The sequence below is a fragment of the Neorhizobium petrolearium genome, from assembly GCF_029854435.1.
Lineage (GTDB): Bacteria > Pseudomonadota > Alphaproteobacteria > Rhizobiales > Rhizobiaceae > Neorhizobium > Neorhizobium petrolearium.
Map to the genome: position 1 here is coordinate 314,801 of NZ_CP123002.1, position 19,849 is coordinate 334,649.

17 protein-coding genes are annotated in these 19,849 nt (G+C 57.1%); 7 read left to right on the plus strand and 10 right to left on the minus strand.

The genetic code is table 11. The features are described from left to right. Positions 1-572: 572 nt before the first annotated feature. The 3 genes from QEO92_RS32795 to QEO92_RS32805 form a co-directional block, all read right to left on the minus strand. A complete protein-coding gene (locus QEO92_RS32795) occupies positions 573-5,657 on the minus strand; it encodes an NACHT domain-containing protein (protein WP_227705937.1) in 5,085 nt (1,694 codons plus the stop codon). Between the two features lie 269 nt (positions 5,658-5,926). Next, entirely contained in the window at positions 5,927-6,478 is a 552-nt protein-coding gene (locus tag QEO92_RS32800; protein ID WP_227705938.1) for a hypothetical protein, read from the minus strand. Between the two features lie 41 nt (positions 6,479-6,519). Beyond that, positions 6,520-7,548 carry a hypothetical protein gene (locus tag QEO92_RS32805; protein WP_227705939.1) on the minus strand — a complete coding sequence of 343 codons (1,029 nt, stop codon included), beginning with the start codon at positions 7,546-7,548 and terminating at the stop codon, positions 6,520-6,522. 7 nt (positions 7,549-7,555) lie between these two features. Here QEO92_RS32805 and tnpA point away from each other — a divergent pair, with 7 nt between their 5' ends. The 4 genes from tnpA to QEO92_RS32825 are packed head-to-tail and all read left to right on the plus strand — an operon-like array spanning position 7,556 to position 10,268. Continuing rightward, positions 7,556-7,927 carry an IS66-like element accessory protein TnpA gene (gene tnpA, locus QEO92_RS33325; protein ID WP_411828577.1) on the plus strand — a complete coding sequence of 124 codons (372 nt, stop codon included), beginning with the start codon at positions 7,556-7,558 and terminating at the stop codon, positions 7,925-7,927. After that, positions 7,924-8,274: an IS66 family insertion sequence element accessory protein TnpB gene (gene tnpB, locus QEO92_RS32815; protein WP_011654616.1), complete on the plus strand. Its 351-nt coding sequence runs from the start codon at positions 7,924-7,926 to the stop codon at positions 8,272-8,274. The genes tnpA and tnpB overlap by 4 nt, the downstream gene beginning before the upstream one ends. 57 nt (positions 8,275-8,331) lie before the next feature. After that, positions 8,332-9,969 carry an IS66 family transposase gene (tnpC, locus tag QEO92_RS32820; protein ID WP_210059116.1) on the plus strand — a complete coding sequence of 546 codons (1,638 nt, stop codon included), beginning with the start codon at positions 8,332-8,334 and terminating at the stop codon, positions 9,967-9,969. After that, positions 9,969-10,268, plus strand: a complete 300-nt coding sequence (locus tag QEO92_RS32825) for a hypothetical protein (RefSeq protein WP_227705922.1) — start codon at positions 9,969-9,971, stop codon at positions 10,266-10,268. The genes tnpC and QEO92_RS32825 overlap by 1 nt, the downstream gene beginning before the upstream one ends. A gap of 240 nt (positions 10,269-10,508) precedes the next feature. Here QEO92_RS32825 and QEO92_RS32830 read toward each other — a convergent pair whose 3' ends face one another. From QEO92_RS32830 to QEO92_RS32860, 7 genes are all read right to left on the minus strand, one after another. Beyond that, entirely contained in the window at positions 10,509-11,186 is a 678-nt protein-coding gene (locus tag QEO92_RS32830) for a hypothetical protein (RefSeq protein ID WP_227705940.1), read from the minus strand. Positions 11,187-11,815: 629 nt separating this feature from the next. Next, positions 11,816-12,412 (minus strand): mobile mystery protein B, encoded by a 597-nt coding sequence (locus tag QEO92_RS32835; protein WP_227705941.1) that lies wholly within the window; start codon positions 12,410-12,412, stop codon positions 11,816-11,818. Continuing rightward, positions 12,409-12,870: a mobile mystery protein A gene (locus QEO92_RS32840; RefSeq protein WP_227705942.1), complete on the minus strand. Its 462-nt coding sequence runs from the start codon at positions 12,868-12,870 to the stop codon at positions 12,409-12,411. Before QEO92_RS32840 ends, QEO92_RS32835 begins: the two co-directional genes overlap by 4 nt. Positions 12,871-13,804: 934 nt before the next feature. Next, positions 13,805-14,419: a helix-turn-helix domain-containing protein gene (locus tag QEO92_RS32845; protein WP_227705943.1), complete on the minus strand. Its 615-nt coding sequence runs from the start codon at positions 14,417-14,419 to the stop codon at positions 13,805-13,807. A 181-nt stretch (positions 14,420-14,600) separates the two neighbouring features. Then, positions 14,601-15,023, minus strand: a complete 423-nt coding sequence (locus QEO92_RS32850) for a hypothetical protein (protein WP_227705944.1) — start codon at positions 15,021-15,023, stop codon at positions 14,601-14,603. Continuing rightward, entirely contained in the window at positions 15,020-15,391 is a 372-nt protein-coding gene (locus QEO92_RS32855) for a hypothetical protein (protein ID WP_052642551.1), read from the minus strand. The genes QEO92_RS32850 and QEO92_RS32855 overlap by 4 nt, the downstream gene beginning before the upstream one ends. Before the next feature lie 76 nt (positions 15,392-15,467). Continuing rightward, complete coding sequence (locus QEO92_RS32860; RefSeq protein ID WP_376909612.1) at positions 15,468-16,160, minus strand: ParA family protein; 693 nt, start codon at positions 16,158-16,160, stop codon at positions 15,468-15,470. A 582-nt stretch (positions 16,161-16,742) separates the two neighbouring features. Here QEO92_RS32860 and QEO92_RS32865 point away from each other — a divergent pair. From QEO92_RS32865 to QEO92_RS32875, 3 genes are read left to right on the plus strand one after another with little or no spacing between them, the layout of a single operon-like run. Continuing rightward, a complete protein-coding gene (locus tag QEO92_RS32865; RefSeq protein ID WP_133675526.1) occupies positions 16,743-17,144 on the plus strand; it encodes a DUF6290 family protein in 402 nt (133 codons plus the stop codon). 3 nt (positions 17,145-17,147) lie between these two features. Beyond that, on the plus strand, positions 17,148-19,625 hold the full coding sequence (locus QEO92_RS32870) for a relaxase/mobilization nuclease domain-containing protein (protein ID WP_227705945.1): 2,478 nt from the start codon (positions 17,148-17,150) through the stop codon (positions 19,623-19,625). Between the two features lie 6 nt (positions 19,626-19,631). Next, a complete protein-coding gene (locus QEO92_RS32875) occupies positions 19,632-19,844 on the plus strand; it encodes a hypothetical protein (protein WP_052642558.1) in 213 nt (70 codons plus the stop codon). Positions 19,845-19,849 lie beyond the last annotated feature (5 nt).

The window sequence follows — 19,849 nt, forward strand, 5'->3', positions numbered from 1 at the left end:
AAGCTTTAGTTTTCGCTTAGCGGCTGCATCCGCAGAGTTGCATTGCTCACAGATGACGGTCGGTTCGAATCTCGGCGTGAACAAGCTAGGCGTCCCGCTCCAGAGGTATTTGTCGCCAGAATGATCATGATGCGAGTGATACCCACCTGCCCAACCGGGGCTCCGTGCCGCGGGGTTTTTCGGGAAAAGCGTGGTCCATCTAAGAACTTGGCACTTTGTGCGTAAACATCCTGGGCAAAGCCAGTGTTCAGGTAGGCTCCTATAGATATTCTTACAATGAGCTCCATCGAAAGCGAGATACTCGTCCAATGTCGGCCGTCGCACAACCCGATTGTGATCAAGGACCTTCTCTCTCGATTGATTTCGAATTCCGTGACCCTCGCACGCCTGGCAACGTCCCGCGCGGAAATAGCGGATGTCACCAGTCGCACATACACATGGACGAGGGGCGTTCGAAGGCATTGTTCCATCCATCCATTTCGGCTTCCGACTTGAACGCCAGTTCGGACTGCCATCGAAATCGCTAGTCAAAGGGCTACAAAGTTTGAGTGTCCAGCGGTGAAAAAAGGCGTTTACCTCGGCAATTCGCCCGCTAAAATACCTTCGAACTGGCGAGCCTCCGGAACGCCTGCTCGCACCAAGAGAGCAAGAAGGTTGTCGACCTCGTCTCGCACGGGTTGATCAGAGGCGAGAGCGTTGGGACTTGAGGTCAGGATCTCGCCGAGCCACGCGCAAATGCGTTGCCCCAACTTCCGTTCAATCCAAAGGTCAACATTATCGGGATAAGCGGTTAGCCATGCTCGGCTACCAGCTACGAGAAGTGGAAGCAAGCTCGCTTCTGGCATGGCTTCGAGCGTGTTCATCGTGAAAATCGCGGTGAAGAAGCTTGGGCTCCTGGCGAGAAAATCCTGAAGCTGAGGGATGATACGATTGAAGCGTGCCAGATCCTCATGTCTCAGATAGGTGGATGTTTGAGTCAGAACATAGTCGTTGAACAGCAATGTTGCGAGAGCAGGCCCGAGATGGACTTCGACCGTGCCCGATGCCCGTCCAACGTGACGGTCCCACCCCCTTGTCCCGATAAGCCTTTCTGTGAGCTGTCGACGAATTTCTGGCGCAACGTCGTCAAGCTCTCCACTTCGGAAGTAGACGAGATCTACAGCTCGCAGAAACACCTGCATGACATCGAAAAACGGCTCATCGGGAAGACTGATGATGTCGTTGAGTGAGAAAGCTCCGACTTCGGAGATTGAGAGCCCGCCGAGTGATTTCGCCAGTAGCGGGTAATACTGCGCATTCCATTCATAGGCGGTGCGGGATAGCTCTTCGTCTGTATCCAGACCCTTTCCGTTCAGCGACGCTGAAAAATCCTTATAAGCTGACAAAAGATCTCGAACCCACACTATGTTGGAGACGTCCGTAACAATCTGTAGGGTGCTCATCCAAAGCGCGGCAGCCTGGTCATCGATAAAGGTGCTCGCACGGATAAATTTTCTCTGTTTGGGCGCGGATGTTGGCGCCTTTCCGAGGGTCAGACGCCGCCGGTTCCTGCGATTGCCGCGAGCTTCGTCTTCCGTCGAAAATTCCGGCCACTGCGGTTCGGTTTCATTCTCGCCTTTGAGCCAGGCAATCTCCGCGTTCACGACAGCCGCCTGTCGTGTGGCATAGTCCGCGCGCTGCTTTTCACTCTCGTCCGGATCATCCCAAAGTTTTATGGGCTTGATACATGCGTTCAATGCACATCGGAGGATTGCCCTTGGTAGTCGCTCGTCATGGACATTGAGCTTTCCAATGACAGTCGCTAAGCCATGGGCTCCTGCGGGACTCTCTCTGGCTGCGATATCAAGGAGCAGCCGAACGCGCGCGGTTGTCGGATCGCGCAGATAAAGCTCGGCCAGTCCCGCGAACGCAGTCGCAACTGGGTTGAACCGTAGACCCCCACGGACGCGATGCGCCGCGTCGTCCTTGGCGCCAAGTGCCTTGGTCAGGAGCTCCTCGGCCCAAGCACCATGCTTCTGTCGCAGTTCGTCCGATCCGTCCCGAAGAAGGATTAACGCTGCTGCGCGGATCGCCTCCTGATTGACGAACGCCTCATCATCACTGTCGTCGTCGCATGCGGTTTCCCCGGTAATCGTTGATTGTTTTCGAGCCCATTCAACGCCCCTCGACGGCAGATCGATGGGTGTCCCGGAGGAATTATCCATGGCCATTGTCAAAAGCGCACTCAGGTTTGCGTGCTCGATCCGAGATGCCTCTCCCTCGTTCATCCTGGCAATGTGTGTTGCCTCGATTTCAGGCGATATGTACTGGCGGCCACGTGTGACCGAGCCACCTTCCGCTTGTAACTCCTGTTCAATCCAGTTGGCAGGTTCCAACAAATTCAGGGCGTGTTGGACCATGAATTCTGGGTCCGCAAAGTTTGCAGTTGGTTCCGGGGCGCCAAGCCGTTGGGCCGCCAACTGGAGATTCCCAACAAGATTGAGCCTAAGGCTCTCCGGCCCGTTGATTGTGTAGTCGTGATAGAGGCTCTCTAGCGGCAGGCGACGCGAGGGGCGCGACTTCAATGCCGCTTCCGCCGCAAGGCTTGCCGGGTCACTTCGCATGGCTCGCAGACCGAACAGATCGCGCGTGTCGAAACTATCCCGGGCTACGCGGTTACGATCCCAGCTGACCAGCTCGGGACTGGCGAGGAAAGAAGTCGCGATCTCTTTCGACTTTGGCCAATGGGAAATGATCAGATCGACTGCAATCAAAAGGAAGGCAGCGGGAGATCCAACCGGCCCCAGCACTGTCTTTAGGATGTCTTCGAAATCATCGCCGACATCAATGCGCTCATGCGCCCACATTTCGAGCGCCATGAGTGAGGAGCCCATGGCATAATATCCGCTGTCGCCACGAGACCACCGATATGTGTTGCGCCATGGAAAAAAACGTTCCTCACCGTCCAAAATCAAAACAAAGCCATCGGTGCCAGGATCCCGACCACCGGATCCGAAGGCGATCGCATGATTGACCAGTCTTTTGACGAGGCCAAGGCCGTCGGGCGTCGAATGCCTCAGAAGTTCCAGGAAAGGTCCCCTCGTCGGCCCATCTGGGAGGAACTGGCTATCAAGATATGTGAATGGCCCGAGGCGCTGCGACGACCGTTCGAACGGATCCTCTGGCTCTACTGCGATCAGGCTACCCGCCATAAGCTCGGCAAGTTGCTTTGGCGCTGCCTGGGCGAGCGACCCACTAAATTTGAGCAATCCTGCTATGATACCCCGATCGTATTTGTATTTGCGGATGCGTTCGAGGTAGTCGATTGCAAGATCCGGACTTTTCGATGCGAACAGCAATAACCCGGTCCGTAGCTTCTCTGCGACGGGCTGGCCGTCAAAGAAGCCAAATGACCCTGTGTAGCTCATTTGACGCTCCGCCTGGCGATCATCATCTTCGATATCGACCAGCCATCTATGCAAGCACGAAAGCAAGATTGGCGTCAGGCGGTCCTGCCCGAATGTTGCAAGCATCCAGCTCGTATAGAGCTCAGCGATGTCATCGATGATTTTTGCAGGAACACTGGCTCCGAGATCGATAAGCCACAGAATCAAATGCAGCCAGGATGCCCTGTTGGGAAGAAAGAGGCCCGGCGGTATCTGTTCCGGCTTGATCCCGATCTGAAGGAAAAGAGACGAAGCTGGTTCGACGTCCACGGCCATCACCGTTCGGATCAGCTCATGCAATAGACCGGCATCGTTTTCCAGCAGCGTGCCGGCCTCTCGCCTAAGCAATTCTGTCGCTGCCTCGGAATGGACGATAGCTAGCAAGGCGGCGCGCCGCCACGAGCCATGGATGTCAGGGGTCGAGAGCCGCTCAAGGACCTTGCCCCACCCGCCGGCGAACTCGCCGCGTTCTAACGCAAACCGCGCTGCCAACTCGACCCCGCGTCCGACTACAGCAGTAGCGGGCTTTCCGAGCGATAGCTCGTCAAACGAATGCGGATCGGCTGAAAGCAGGTTGCCGATGGCCCATTCCCGCAGGACATCGTGCCGGAAAGCCACTCGATCATTGCCTAAGTCTCTCAAGGTTTCGCTTCGCACCAGGCTGTCCAGGGCGGATGCGTCCAGATTGCTGGCATCAAGAACAAACTCGCCTTTGATCGCCATGCTGGCGAGCGAACGCAGCACACGGGCGCGGAGGCGATGCCCTTCGTTCCTGGGACCATCGGCAGATCTCCACCAATGCTCGGCCATATCCAGTTCGCTTGTAGGTATGGGCAGCCCTTGCGGTTGAGCGATCTGGCGAGATAGTCGATATAGATTTCGCACGACTTTGCGGGCCGGATGGTTATCGGCCAGGAGAAAGGCGAGCCGATGTTGAGCGTCGCTAAGCTCTTCGACTTCCGAGGAATTTAACTCGTCAATGATAACAGGTGTTGCGGGATCAAGCACCTTGATAGCATCGACGTCCAGCCACGATTGCTCGTCAATTCCAAAGTTTCGACGCGCGGTCGCTATAACCGTCATACCAGGTATGCGCGACGACTCTCGTAAGAGGTCGTTGACGGTTTTTCGTTCCTGTTCACTGAATGAGTCGAGATTGTCGAGGAACAGACTTGCTCCGCCATCGGCGGCCAAGTCGGATAGAAGCTCATGCAAGCTGCCATCGAAACCTAGTTCGACCCTCATCTGCGGCCAGCCTCGCAGTGGTGTCCGGCCCGGGGCCAAGACAATAATGCGGCCTTCAATTGAATACTGCTCGGCTAACTGCCTGAGTATACCGGACTTTCCAACACCTGCTTCGCCCCGAATTTCAACGTAGCGGCCACTCTGAAGCGCTGAGTTAACGGCTTCAATCCGTTCAGTTCGGGCGAGTGTGCTATCGCCAATCCTGTAGTCGATATCGGCAAGCGCGAGGGAAGATGATTCCCAGATGGCTGCTCTGACGTTCTTTAGTCTGGCATTCGCTGCAACAGCTAGGCCATGGGGCGACAAGTCTGCCGAAAGACGCTCAAAGTCTCGATCGCCCCCATCGGCTGCAATTTCCTCCGTAATTGAGATCAGCGTCGTCCACAGGGTCGATGCCTGATCAGCCTTCTCCGCCGCCAATACACGGCTCGCCCGCTCACGAGATAATTCCTCGCTGGCAGACCCAACTGCTGTAAAATCGAAAATCAGGATCTGAAGCCTGCCTAGAACCTTCCAAAGCGTCTCATCGCCATGATCTGCTCCGGCTTCACGCAGGTGATCACGGAGCGTTCGGACGAAGGCACGCATGTCGTCATTGCCAGCTCCTGTCCTGTTTAGGCGACCGAAGAACTCCAGTGCTGATCCCATCTGGCGTGCCCAGCGAAGAACGTCCTGGTAGGCACCATGGACTTTCCGGGACGCTCTGGCGGTCGCAATCGCCAATTCATTGCGCTCATCCCAGAAAGAGGTAGCACCGATTGCGCGTGCAATCTGTTCTGCCGTTTTTTTGAACGCGGCATCTGTAGGGGCAAACGAAATTGTTCGTTTGACCTGAATTTGGAGGCTTGCCTTGGCGCCCGTTGTCCTGTCATGAGCATGGACGATGACATCATCCAGCGGGAAGCCTTCATCACCCCGCTGAAAAGCCACGCGATCGATGACCGTACCCGGCAACCCTCGCGGCTCAGCCGAGGCGAGCATGGTCAAGAGGTAATGAGCTCCCACTTGGCTTTCGAAACGAGGACCAGCTGGACCCGTGGACGCTGGATTAGAGCCGCTCAATTTGACCTCTCCGGCTAATTAGAAAACCGACTGCAGCCTGGCCGAGCGCGAAGCATCGCTATGTCCAGTCAAAGTAGAGATAGGTATTGCGGAAGAGTACGTCCACGAGAGAGTGGCCGGCTTTCGCTGTCGTCCACCGAAAATTCTTCGCAGCACGGCACCACATAAGCTGCAAAATCCCGACGGTCTTCACGCTATAACGGAGCGAGGCCAAGCCAAGTGCTCCATGTGCCGCAAACGTTTTGCAGAACGGCCCTCAACGAGCGCGTGCCGTTACCTGTCGCGACGATGATCTGTGGTTCGTTGTTCGCCCTACCTTCAAGGAGTAGCGATGAAGCTTCATGCGTCCATTCGATTACGCGCCCGTTTCTCGCCACATGACGAATATGATTGGCCGTAAGTTCTCCGTGTTTTATGGCGTCTGCTACTTCTCCCAAAATCTTTGCGTCCTCAGGGCGGGCAGATTGATCGGGTCCAACTGATCTGGCAGCTAGCTCGTTATAGATGTCGATCTTAGTCATGCCATGCAGGGCGTGGTGCTGGCGATTAACTGCGACCTCAGAGAAGTGGTGCAGAAATATGCTTGAGACCATGCTCCGACGCAAAGCGTCGTAAGCTGCGTCTCTCGCGGCCTCACCATCTGTACCGGTCCAAAGTGAAGTCGCGTAGTCCTCTGCGCCGAGAAATTCTCTAATGGAGGCCAAGACAATGCGTTCCCAGTGGTTTTCTAATACCAAGCCGCCCATGATCTGTTCCTTTTGAGCATTTACTCTTGCAATTCAGCCGATCAGGTCGATTCAGGCCTGCAGACAGTTACTTGGAATAAGCCACCGTCGGCAAATTCCTCACTTGCCGATTTTAATGCGCTCAAATCGTTCAGCCCATCGCGATCCGTAAAAACGATTACTTCCTCATAGGTCCCAAGCAGCTCGGTGACCGGACCTTCCAATGCGTTTATGTCGCCTTGGATACAACGCAAGCGCTCGACAGCCCCATCGACCGAAATCGCGGTGTGGACACGTCTATCGATTGGAAAGATTTCGGAGGCGCGTGGCGTCACCGCAATCGCGGCCAGTGCCGAAATGAACCGAGGATCACTTAGTACTGGAGCCATGGATGGCGAAACATCGACCGCGAGAGCACTTTTCGCCCTGGTTGTTCCACCGATCACGAGAGCCGCCCGCACCGGTCGTCCGATCACCTTTCGAACCGACTCTCGAAATTCCTCCCTGGCCGTCCGGTTGAGGGCAGTCAGATGCTCGATCGTAGTGCAACGCCCGGTCGCGCTGAGAGAGATGCGGTCCAAAATGTCGCCGATCGGGCCATAATTGACCAGAACGATACGCGCATCCGGATGAGCGGTCACATAGTCGGTCATGACCTCCGAAAACGACCTCTTCTCGGTCCGTTTATAATGCTTCACCTCGACCACCAGAACGCAGCGCTCTGAGCCGGGATCGCGTGCCCAAATCCCGAAGTCGGGCTGGACATTGGCGGTTCGGCCAGCGCCGACGGGGTTCGCAACAGGAGGCCGGCGCTCTGTTATCATATCGATTGGTGGTCGTGCCGACGTGACAGTTGCAAGCCGCGCTTCCCGGAACTCGAAGGCGATCCTGCCCTGGTCGTGATGTATCTCCAGATCGTGCTCGTTCGCGGCAACGGCCATTTCCGAGAATACCCAAACCGCATAGATCTCGTGGCGCTTCTGCCAAACCGGTAATGAGAGAGTATGCCTGCGGCGAAGGCCGTCTGTCTTGACTTGGTGATTAGCTCTAAGTCCATGGCTTATGTCATGCACTACAGTGATTTCCCCCATTGAGCTTTTGTCTGTCGACGATTTTGGTCGCCGACGGGATTGGTCGGATGAAGAAAAGGTTCGGATCGTCGAGGAGAGCCTGCAAGGGTTTCGGCAGGGCTCGGTGACGGCGCGGCGTTATGGATTGTCGCGGTCACTGTTGACCCGTTGGCGTCGGGAATACCGAAGCGGGCTTCTGAACGTTTCCGCGTCAACGGGCTTCGTGCCGCTTGCGATTTCGCCACCGCCGGCGGCATCTTTCGCGATGGCCTCACCGCCGCTGCCTGAAGACGACAGGACGATCGAGATCGGCCTGCCGAACGGCCGACGGCTGACGATCCCGGCCTCGCTGGATCCGACCATCCTTGCCCGGCTGTTGCCGGTCCTGGATGCGTCATGATCGCCTTTCCGGCTGGGGTGAAGGTATGGATCGCGGGTGGTGTGACGGACATGCGCTGCGGCATGAACAGCCTGGCGCTGAAGGTGCAACAGGGTCTTGGCCGCGATCCTCATGGCGGCGAAGTCTTCTGCTTCCGGGGTCGCAAGGGTGATCTGATCAAGGTTCTGTGGCACGACGGGATCGGCATGTCGCTTTACCTGAAGCGGCTTGAAGCCGGAAAGTTCATCTGGCCGGTCAGTCAAAATGGCTCCGCCGTGCCAGTGTCGGCGGCGCAACTCGGCTATCTTCTGGAAGGGATCGACTGGCGCAATCCACGCTGGACGCAGCGACCTGCAACGGCAGGATAGTCGCATCGTTCCACTGTTTTTGTTGGGCTTTCTGTGGTTCCATGGTAGCTTTCGGCCATGGATGATGCTGCGTCGGAGATAGCCAGATTGCGCGCCGCGCTTGCGGCATCGGAAGCGCGTGCCACGTCTGCTGAGGCCGATCTCGCGCAGGTGCGCGCCGTCGTGACGACGTCGGAGGCGGTGATCCGGCACCTCAAGCTCGAGATCGCAAAGCTGCGCCGCGAGCAGTACGGCCAGAGCTCGGAACGGCGCGCCCGGCTGATCGACCAGATGGAACTGCAGCTTGAGGAACTCGAGGCCGATGCCACCGAAGACGAGATCGCGGCGGAACGCGTGGCGGAGAGGATCACAAGTGTCTCCGCCTTCGAACGCCGTCGGCCCGCCCGCAAGCCGTTTCCCGAGCACCTGCCGCGCCAACGGCTGATCATTGAAGCTCCTTCGACCTGCACCTGCTGTGGCTCGGCCCGGATCGTGAAGATGGGCGAAGACGTCACCGAGACGCTGGAGGTGATTCCGCGCCAGTGGAAGGTGATCCAGACGGTGCGCGAGAAGTTCACCTGCCGGGACTGCGAGAAGATCAGCCAGCCACCGGCTCCCTTCCATCCGACCCCGCGTGGGTGGGCAGGACCGAACCTGCTGGCGACGATCCTGTTTGAGAAGTTCGGCCAGCATCAGCCATTGAACCGACAGGCCGAGCGCTACGCCAGGGAAGGCGTCGCTCTCAGCCTGTCCACGCTGGCCGACCAGGTTGGTGCCTGCGCGACGGCACTGCAGCCGATCCATGATCTGATCCGTGCTCATGTGCTGGCCGCCGAGCGGCTGCATGGCGACGATACGACCGTGCCGCTCCTGGCCAGGGGCGCAACGAAGCAGGCAAGGTTATGGACCTACGTTCGCGATGATCGTCCCTTCGCGGGCGGCGCGCCTCCTGCAGCACTCTTCCACTTCTCTCCGGATCGGGAAAAGACCCATCCCAACACGCATCTTGCCGGATGGCACGGCATACTGCAGGCGGATGCCTATGGCGGCTACAACGATCTCTATCGTGCGGATCGCCGCCCCGAACCGGTCAAGAGCGCGCTCTGCTGGAGCCATGCGCGGCGCAAGTTCTTCGAACTGGCCGATATCGCCGGCAACGTGCGCAAGGGCAAACCTGCCCACGAGATATCGCCTGTCGCGCTCGAGGCTGTAGCCCGCATCGACGCGCTCTTCGATATCGAGCGGGGCATAAACGGGAAGTCCGTCGAGGAGAGACTGGTAGCGAGGCGGCAGCATGCGCGTCCGCTCGCCGAGGAACTGCACGACTGGCTTATGGCCCAGCGTTCCCAGATGTCGAAGCACAATCCAGTCGCCAAAGCGATCAACTACATGTTCGAGAAGGACGGACGCTGGGAAGCCTTCACGCGGTTCCTCGACGATGGCAGGCTTTGCATCACGAACAATGCGGCCGAGCGCGCCCTGCGCGGGATAGCTCTCGGAAGAAAGGCGTGGCTATTCGCCGGCTCCCAGCGCGGCGGCGAGCGTGCTGCCTTCATGTATTCCCTGATCGTCACGGCTAAGATGAACGATATCGATCCGCAGGCCTGGTTGGCGGATATCCTCGCCCGCATGCCCAACATTCCCGTATCACGACTGCCGGAACTGCTGCCTTGGAACTGGTCCGCCGCTGGCAGCGGCCGACAGATGGCCGCCTGATGGGCCGCCCGACGCATGTCTACACGATCGGCTACGTCGCTGTGCTGATCGGCGAAAACCTCGAACTCATCCAGGAAATCGCCAGCAACTCCGACAATATCGACTATGGCGAGATGATCCATGCCCATGACGGCAGCGAAGAGGGCATCACGACATTCACCGACCGGGGCGTCGAGAGCCTGAAAGAGTTCCTCGCCGACATCCGCACCTGGGAGGGAGGCGTTCGCCAGTTCCTTGCCGACGAGCAATGCGACCAGGAAAAGATCGAGCGCATCATGGCAGACCAGCCAAAATCATAAGCGGTGCGGTCTAAGCCGGATGGATACATGAGAGAAACCGGTCGAGGTCGTTCAAGGAGACGCTTGCATTCAGCTTGCGCGTTGGCGGGCCGTCGAGCGTGTTTCGTAGGACGCGCCCGATCCGGTTTCGATTTTCAGGCGCGATCCCATCTGTTAGTGCCAGGCCTGCAACAGCTGTCGCTAGCCAGTTGTCGGTATCGAGGAAGGCAAGATGGTTGACCGAAAACGCATCACTGCCCTTCAACGTTTGCCAATCGAATTGCGACCGCAGAATAGCTCGGTTCTGACTAAACGCCACCAACGACTCATGAACTGTTGCGACCATTGCGGCCAGTTCCCGGAAGCCTGCGTCCTGTTGTTTCGATAGCACCGACAATGGGAGCGGATTGATCTGACCCGATCGATAGTCGATGAGCCACTGATCGACGCGGCAATCCCGAGCTCGGCAGGTTCTCGCGCCGCCCTATTGGCAAGGTTTCCGAGTTGCGGATACGCTTCCCAGGCAAGCCAAACAACGCCAAAGCCTTCTTGTCCCACTGCTGGAACATCAATCTCACCGGGAACGCCGTCCCACATCCGCAGGAAATCTTCAAAGTCAGACAGCTCGAGGTGCTCATCGGTAATCCCGATTCGCCATTGGTCCCGCCCGTATTTTGCGCCGGCTGTTTTGAAAAATCGCAGGATCTCGCGGTACATTCCCGAGAAAGGCTGGAGGGCACGGAAGAACACTTTGATGAGCTGATCCGTCGTCGCTTTTGCGAGCGCGTCCGCGAGATCAGCTGCTGTTGGGTCCAGCATCTTGCAGACAGTCTCGGCGAACTCTTTGTCACGGCCATCGATGTCGAGGGCTCCGCTTTTGACCAGCTGCGACCATGCGTCGGCGGCAGATCGGTTGATGCTGCGTGTGGACTGAGACATTTGACGTTCCGAACTTCGTTCCGTGTCGTGGATTGGCATCGACCACAGTCGTGGCACAACGTACCGCTAAGGTACGCTGAACCCAACTAATAGCCCCATCCGCAATACGCCGCTAAGCGCCGAGGTTGCGTCCAGTCTAACGGTTCATGTCGCTTGAAGAACGAGGAAAAGCCTTGCGCATGGACGACGGCGGCGCCATTCGCGGGGCCGCGATCGTTGTCGCTTTAGCCTGCCATTTGCACCGCTGCAACTGGCAATCTTTTCACAACCAACCCCTCCCTAGGACAAAGTGTAAGAAAAAGTAAGTCCGCGGGCTCCGGAGCGGCATTCGGTTCCGGGCAGGCGCCGATTACGCACTCGCGCCGTCCGTAAGCGCGTTAACTTAATTCCGAAATGACGAAATTGGCTGTCAGTGCAGCGCATATCGATCAGTAGGGATTCTCAAGTGTAATCAGTGTCGCTGCTTCGAAAATAACGCTGCCGACGGTTCGTACCCCTTCAAGGCGTTGGGACCCACCCTGACATCCTTGCTAGGTCGCGAACCCGGAATCGACCAAGACCCCTGGAGTGCCGCCAATCGGGCGCCATGTGGCTACCGACCGTCTTTGTCACAGATGCGGTTGGTTCTGTTAGCTGCGCGCGAATGCCAGAAGCGGAGCGATGTCATGATTGTCCGCCGCGCGTAGTGCGGCGACGTAGCGTCCTCGCAATTCGCCAACATTGGCCAGACTGCCGCCGCCCCAGGTAAAAGGATCACCGCCAAGCCGCTCGATCAGCAGGTCGGCTGCGAGACGTGCCTGCCGTCCATTTCCGTTCGGAAACGGGTGGATGGCGACGAGGCGATGATGGAATCTGATTGCTATCTCATCCGGTGGAAAGGTCTTGTGTTCAATCCAGTAACGGATGTCGCTCAATAAGCTCGCGAGCTCCATTCCGATACGATAAGCCTGAACGCCGATGTTGCGCTCCGTCGCCCGGAACGTGCCGGCCCATTGCCAGACGTCACCGAACATTCGCTTATGTAGCGTCCGCATAAAGTCTTCGCTGAGCATCCGTTCGAGTGGCAAGCGCCGCCGGCCCCGCGCCCAAGCCGTACCTTCGACTATGTTTTCCTCTTCCGCTTCGTTGAGATCGCGGCGGTGAGTGATCCAGGTCTGGAGCAAACCCTCTCGTTCCTGCGGCTCAAGCGGCGTCGCGTCTTCAGGTTCCTGGAAAAGATCTGTCATACTTCGTTCCAGAGATCGCGCTCAGAGAGCCTGTCGCGGATGTATGCCTGGATACGAGATTCGGAATCCGCATAGTCCGTGCCCTGTGCTTCCAAACGCATCGTATGCGCGACGCGCTGAAGTTCGCGTGTTGCGATCTTGCGCGCCCGTGCCTCGACAACGGCTTCAAGCGAACTGTTTGGAACGAGGGCATAGACGAGCGTGCAATCCAGTGCCTCGGCGGCGCGGCGCAGGGTATTGAGTTGGATTGTCCCGGCAGCTTCCGACTTTTCGATTGATTCAATTGTTTGCGGCCGGACTCCAATGCGCGTGCCCAGCTGCGCACCCGTCATGCCGAGGGCATCGCGTAGCGCTCGCACCCATCCCTTGGGCGGTGCCCTAAACCGATCAATTGGTTGGAGCGCCTGAAGTCTTTCGTCAAGCCGTCCCCGTGCTCTTTTGCGAGTGTCACTTTTCATGTCTCAGCCTACAAACTGATATGTTGTATACGTTATCAGCTTAGGGACTGATCATCAAGCGTGTCATATCAGACTATAAACTGATAAAAACTCTTGTGATAGCAGTCTATAGTCTGATTTCTATCCATTGGTATCAGTCCTTAGCTTGATCCAAGATCTGGAGAAAGCCGGGTGTGGGGCGCTCCACGACTTTAGCTCCAGCGCGCAATTCGTTTTGTTCCGGCTGAACAGCCGAGGGGGTGTGGCGGAAAGAAGCAGGGCGGAGCTGCAGTTGTGGCTCAGGTGGGAGACCCGTGCCGAACACCACCTTGCTCGCCCGAAGCAAACCAATCCCGCTCTTTATTGATAGCGTCCTGGACCAGGGCCGGATCTCCTCGATCAACCCTCTGTCGGGGTCGGCTAGCAAGCTGCCGCCACTCGGCTTCCCCTTCGCGGTGATTACGACCGTCCCTGGTCCTTCGAGGAGCCATCGAGCGGGATTGGCCCGCTCTGCACGGAGGTTACTCACATGGCACAGGTGTTGAGTTTCAGCTAGATTTGCGCCACTTTTTCTTTTTGCGTTGTACCACCTAGTTGCATTTATGGTGTTGATCGAAAACATCTTCTTGCAGTGTGGGCGGTGTCGCTTGGCAGATAAACGTGAGAATGCGGCTGTTTCGGCCAGGTTTGGCATTTAAAGGTGAGAATCCGAGCGACCGGATTCTCACATTAACTGCAATCGCGTCAACACGAACGCCCTGTATTCTTTGAATTTAATGCGCCGTCGTGGGTAAATTCTACGCCGTTACGCTGCTGCGCCCGGTTCTCACATTAAATGCCAAAGACCCATCTTGAATCTCAATTTAACTGTACATTCTCAAACTATGTGTACAGCTAACCTTCTGAAATCGTTGACAGGCGATTCTCACGATTAACTGCAAAGCGACATCAGCTCTCATTCGTCTGTAGGTGTTTCGGTTGTAGATGACTTGCGACCTGGTGGGCGACCAGGCGGACGGCCTCTCCTGCTGGCTCTCGCAGCTTTTCGGTTCAATCGTTGGCGTTCAGCCTCAGCTTGCGCTTCAGCCTCCGCTTCCGCTTTCTGTCGAGCCTCAAGAACATCGCTTGGCGTCAATTGGCCAACTATGCCAATCAAACTGCGTATGGTGTCGTGGGGGAGGTCATGAATAAGTCTGAACAATTCAACCCGATCATCGGCCTCTTGAGGATCTTTGCCGTAAAGATGAGGTGCCGCAGCATGAATCATCTGCATTGGCAGGAAACCAAGGAGCTCGGAAAGGTGGATCATTCGTGATACGGTAAGGCGCGAAATGTTCAGTTCATAGCGGCTATAAACCACTCGTGCGAGACCAGCCAAGGTCGCGAAATCACTCTGGGTCAAACCAGTTTTCGCACGTTCGTCTAAGAGGAATGCGGAAAGCTTTGCGTCGATCTCCCCGAAGCTGACAATGCCGTCGAAGCCCTCCTGGCGGTACAAGGGTCTCTGGAAATCTGGATCTGTGGTCTCAACCAGTTCCCTTGAATTGATATAGTCGGATAGATTCCGCACCGTCGGTATTCCCTCAGTCCCCAAATCCGCCAGTGGCAGATATCACGCACCATAACGTGCCATTAAGGCACTGTCATCCTGCGCGCCAGTCACACAAACCTAACAATATTGGGGGGAATGATCTGTAACATTGCTCTCTTAGGATCGAAATGCGCAACTCAGAGGCGCGTTGTGCCTCGAGTCAAGTTTGACTGCGAGCATTCCTGTTCACCGCCTTCGCAGCAATCAGATTCCAGCTTCGGGCATTGGGTTGAAAAATGCCTTCGAGGATCCTCTCGTCGCTGACCCAACTCAACTTCACGCGCATTTCGCAAGCTAGGGAGAACTGGTCGATGCTGATGCATCTTGTGATCCGGATCTCAGACTTCGGTCCGTGTTCCTCGAAGTCCCACATTGCAAACCGGAACAGCTCGCGTTTGGCGCGATCGTCCGTTGGCCAGTCGGTTTGCTTGAAAGGCTCCGGTGGAGTGGCGCCGACACTGAGTAAAGTTCTCTTTATGGCGGGAATATCGATCCCGACCTTCTCCGTCGCTTCAGGGTTGATCAAAAATCCAAGGGTTGCGCCTAGCGCCACCCCGCCCAGGAAACGAAGGTCGAGGATCAATAACCATTATCCTTCAGAAACTGGTCGATCGCGGCCTTGACGATCACCGTCATTTTCAAGTCGTTTTCAGAGGCTGCTCGCTCCAGACGTTTCTTAGTATCGTAATCAAGGGGGCAGTTGACGAAGTGTTTGCTCTCCCGCGCTTTATTCTGCTTCAGCTCCTGCAGTCGTATTCTGGATGCCTCACGCTCTAACGATCTGCTCGTCGCTCTCTCCCGGCGAGCCTCCGGTGATGGCAGAATCAAGCTCGACCGTTGTGGCACTTGAACGTCAGGGACCTTCGCGGGAGCTTCTTCGATAGCAACCTGGTCTGGATGATCGCTGGCCACCAAGTTTTCTGCTTCGTTGTCTATAGCCGGCTGCGACATTGAATTGGGCACATTCCCCCGTGACCGTCGCGGTGCAACGGGAAAATCAGATATACTGGAAGTCCCTTTAGCCATCTTACGCCCTCTTTTCCTCGTTTGTCAGGAAACGTTCAATTTCTTGCATCATGCCCATAACCTCACTCCGGGCCTTTCTGACCGAGTCGCTGAGCTCAAGCATTTGCAGTGTCCCATATCCCAGTCTGATGTCCCGATAGGGGTTTCGCTCATACAGCTCGGTATCAAGGAGGTGTGAATCATATCCCTGCTCTTGCAGGTTCGCGATGAAGGGGCGGATCAGGCGGTAAGCTTCCAGTGAGCGGCCGGGGAGAGTGATCCGGGTTCTGAAGTTGAGATGTGGAATGTTTCGCCCGGTACGATCGCAGGTGTCAGCCACGTCCATTGCTGCCTGGCCGGCAGCAAGGATCTCGTCTTGGTTTGGCTGGATCGGGGTCATAACGATGTCCGAGCCGGCGATGATCGTGTCCCGTAGCACGGTGTCTTGCCCAGGGGAGTCTATTAACACGACGTCAAACCCGGCGGTTTCGTTCTCCAGAATATGCTGAAGTGATGCGTTAGTTACCGCCGTTCGAAGCTCAATGCCGTCTGGCCTGTTGTCCTTCGCCTCTGAACGGGACCACCACTCATTCAGGTTTTGTCGTCCGTCTGCATCAACCAAAAGCACTTGCTTACCTTGAAGCGCATATTCCCCGGCGATCAGGATTACGGCGGTCGTCTTCCCCGCGCCGCCCTTGCCGCTTACCAGCGACATGCAAATTGCCATTTCACAATCCACTTCCTGTCTAAGACTTCAACCCGTCCCCTAGCGGTCCGACGTGTGTTCGATCGGAACATTAGTATCGTCGTTAAGATCTTCACATCGAAGAGAACCTACCATGTGAAAACACGCGGGTTAAGATCAAAACGTGCGTGTGATCACACCCTGCTAGACATCAATAAAGCCACACGGGTTGGTCGTGTGGCTTTTACAATTGTCTGGGTCGAGTGGTGACCCCGGAGCCGCGTGAGGCCGTCTTTGGCGCTCGCACGGAGGGCGCAAGGGCGAAGAGCGAAGCGTCCCTTTCGCCTGAGTACGAGGGACAGACGAAGGCCTTCAGAAGCGGTTTTGGCGGTGAACCCTGGTGAGCGTTCCAACGGAAAGAGTGCGAAGCGAAACGGAGCCAGTCGAGAGGTGAAATTTGATTGAAATTATGGGGTAGTGCTTTAGGTCATGGGTGGCATGGGTGGGTGGCATGGGTGGCAGGATACGCAAAGATGTTTTACATATTGCATTGCGATCGTGGGACAAGCCCACGATGAGGGTCGCAAAGCTCCGGGAAGGCCTAGTTGATTGATGAGTGAGGACACAATCGAAGTGCCGACAGCCAAGCAACGCAAGGGGCGTCTAATCAACGTGCGCGTCAGCGATGCAGAGCATTCGGCCATCGAAGAAGCGGCCAAGTCGGCCGGTATGAGTGTGTCTGCTTTTTTCCGTTCGCTGCTCCTCGAGGGTGCTGGCGTTCGACCCATTCTGACTGCGGAAGACAGGTTGATCATGGCCGCGTTGCTCGAAGACATGCGGATGATCGGCATCAATTTGAATCAGGTAGCCCGCTCCCTGAATGCAGGAAAGGGTGTCCATCCCTCAGAGCTGGACATCAACCTTGGCAACGTCCAGCGGATTCAGGCGGCTGTAATGAGTGAGCTGCGGACACTTTCGCGCCGTGCCGGGCATGAGCGCCGAGGCGAGGTGTAGGCCGTGGAGTTCTTTTTCGGCACTTTCACAAGCGAATGGGAGCAAAGGCGCGCGGCGCTATTGCACGAAATGACGCTCGGCGGCCGTGGGAGGGCTGTCGAGGAAGAGCTTGAGAAGAGACTGAAGAATCTGCAGCACCAGGTTGGGATGTCTAAAGGCGGGTCGGGATCTAGGGGAGGGGTGAGGACATCGGCATTCAACGTGTCATCGCCTTCGAGGACGATGGCTGCCGGTTCGGGTGCTATGCGATCAATGGACGTTCGTCTTGCAAGCGTTGCCAAAGGGAGCCAGCCAGCAGTTGTCAAACTGGCTTCCTACGGTGGTGGCGCCCGCGTCGGCTCGATGCTCAACTATGTTTCCAGAGGGGGGGAGCTGAAGGTTGAGAACGAAAACGGCGAGACGTTGCGTGGCCGTGAGGAGCTGGCGCGTCTCCGTGGCGATTGGAATCACCTTTTCCAAAACAGGACCGAGAGCCGCGATATCGGCGCGTTTAGCGTCGAGGTGAGCGTTTCCGGCGGCTCGAACCCGCATGAGCAGGTGCGGGACATTGTCAGCAGTGGCTTTGGTGATCGACGCTACGCTTACTCTGTCGAAACCCGAAACGACGGATCGCTGAAGGTCGAGGGTTATGTCGTGTTGCGCAGCGGGCAGGGCGAGCGGCTGACGGCTGACGCGAAGGCGGCCGCCATCGTTCAGGAGCGTTTCGACGCCAGCGCCGTTGCGAAAGAGGCCCCCGCGGCTTTCTCGTTCACAGGCTATGGCAATGGCGTGGAATATGGCGCTGCCAAGTTGCGAGACCTGATCGCGCAGCGGAACGACGTTCGAGACGATCAGGGACGCTTGATTGCCGATGACAAGGCTGCGGGCGACCTAGTGCAAAAGGAATGGCGGGATGAGCTGCACAGCCGCAAGAGCCGTGACGTGATGCACGTGATCATGTCGGCGCGTGCCGGCACGGATGCTGTCGCTTTCGAAGGAGCTGTTCGCGACTTCCTGGCTGAGCAGTTTGCGGGCCATCGGTACGTTTTCGCTATGCACGATCCGGAGAGCGATCCGAAAGAAGCAGGGGAGGGGGGCAAACGGCCGCATGTTCATGCTCATGCCATCGTTACCATGCGTTCGGAATCGGGCGACCGGATCGAGACGACTCCGGCCACCTTCCGGCAATGGCGTGAGGTCATGGCCGAGAAGGCGCGTGACCACGGCATCAATATGGAAATGACCGATCGGCGAGAGTTCGCCACGCCGCCAGCCTTCACGCGAAATCAGGTTCGCGCCGTCAAGCATGACGGTCGAACCGAGCATGTAGGCACCAGCGATCCGGCGCAGGCGCGATATGACGCAAAGCGAGCTGGTCGGCGCGTGGTGGCGACGAGCCAGAGAAGCCGCCAGTACATCCTAAAAGCGCAGGAGACCTGGCAGAAGATTGCAGTCAACGCCGGCGACACAGTGGTTGCGGCCTACGCCGCTCAGCATCGCTCCTATCTGGAAAACGGCCTTGCCCAAACGGACCAATCGCCTGCTGATGCAGTCATTCATGCAGATTTCGGCGGTGATTACCGCTCCAATATGGTAGCAATCAGAGACATGTTGTCGGAGGCAAAGGACATGCGCGAGCAGACACGCCCAGAGTTCGAAGCGTACGAAAAGACTGTTGAAACGGCTCTATTCAACCTTCAGCGCAGCGCTGGTCCAGAGGACCGGTCAGGCTTCGAAGAAGTTTCCTCCCTCGCTCGCGAGATCGTCGATTTGCGCAGGCAGATGCTCGAAATGAAGGAGCGTGGGCTTGATGAGCAGGATGGACGCAACGCTGCTGGCGACGTCTCCAGAGAAAGTGGCGTCGCGCCGGAAAGAACGGCATCTGAGGTGCAAGAGCAGACGGATGCTAACCTTCAGTGGGAGGCGGCTGTTGCCAAGCATGGAGAGGCTGTCGTTGAGGCTGGTAACGATGCGATGGCAAATGTGGAACACTATCGCTCCGGCCTCGCCCATATCGAAGCCGGCGAGCTCGGAGACGAAAACCGGGAGCAATATGAGAAGGGCCTTGAGGCTTCGCTTCATCACGCAGCTCAACTCGCCGCTACCGGAAACGGCTATCTCCGGGATGTTGCCAACGAAGATCCGGAACTGCGCGCGGAGATCGAGACCATTGAGCGCAATGAAGAGCGTGGGGACGAAAACAAGTCAAACAAGCAGCCGATAACTGCGGATACTGCCGACGATCGCCAACGCGATCTCAGGGTGGATCTGGAAGAGGAACGTCCGATTGGGCAAGCGGAGCGTGAGGCTCACCAGCTCGCTGAGACGGTGGACGCTACTCAGAGGCAGCAAGATCGTGTAAACAGAGACAGGGAAGCGGCCCAGCGGGGCGGCGAGACCACTCGGACTGATCCCGCGCAACAGCACATTCCTCGTCTCGAGGAGTTGGAGCGTGAACAGGCTGAACAGAGGGAGCGTAATCGGGACGACCGTGATCGCTAAAGTGTCATGCAGGACGGTAATCAGAACACCTACCTGGTGGAAGTAAACGACCCCAAGTCTGCCGACATCGTCGGCAAGATGATGGTGTGGGGTATGGTCTCCGTTGGGATCCTCGCGATCCTGATCAAGGTCTACGGGACCGTGATCGGCTGGTATCATGCTTCTGTGGCTTGGCTAACAGAGGCGGGTCAGTACGCAGCCAGCTTCTGGCCCTTCTGAACCTG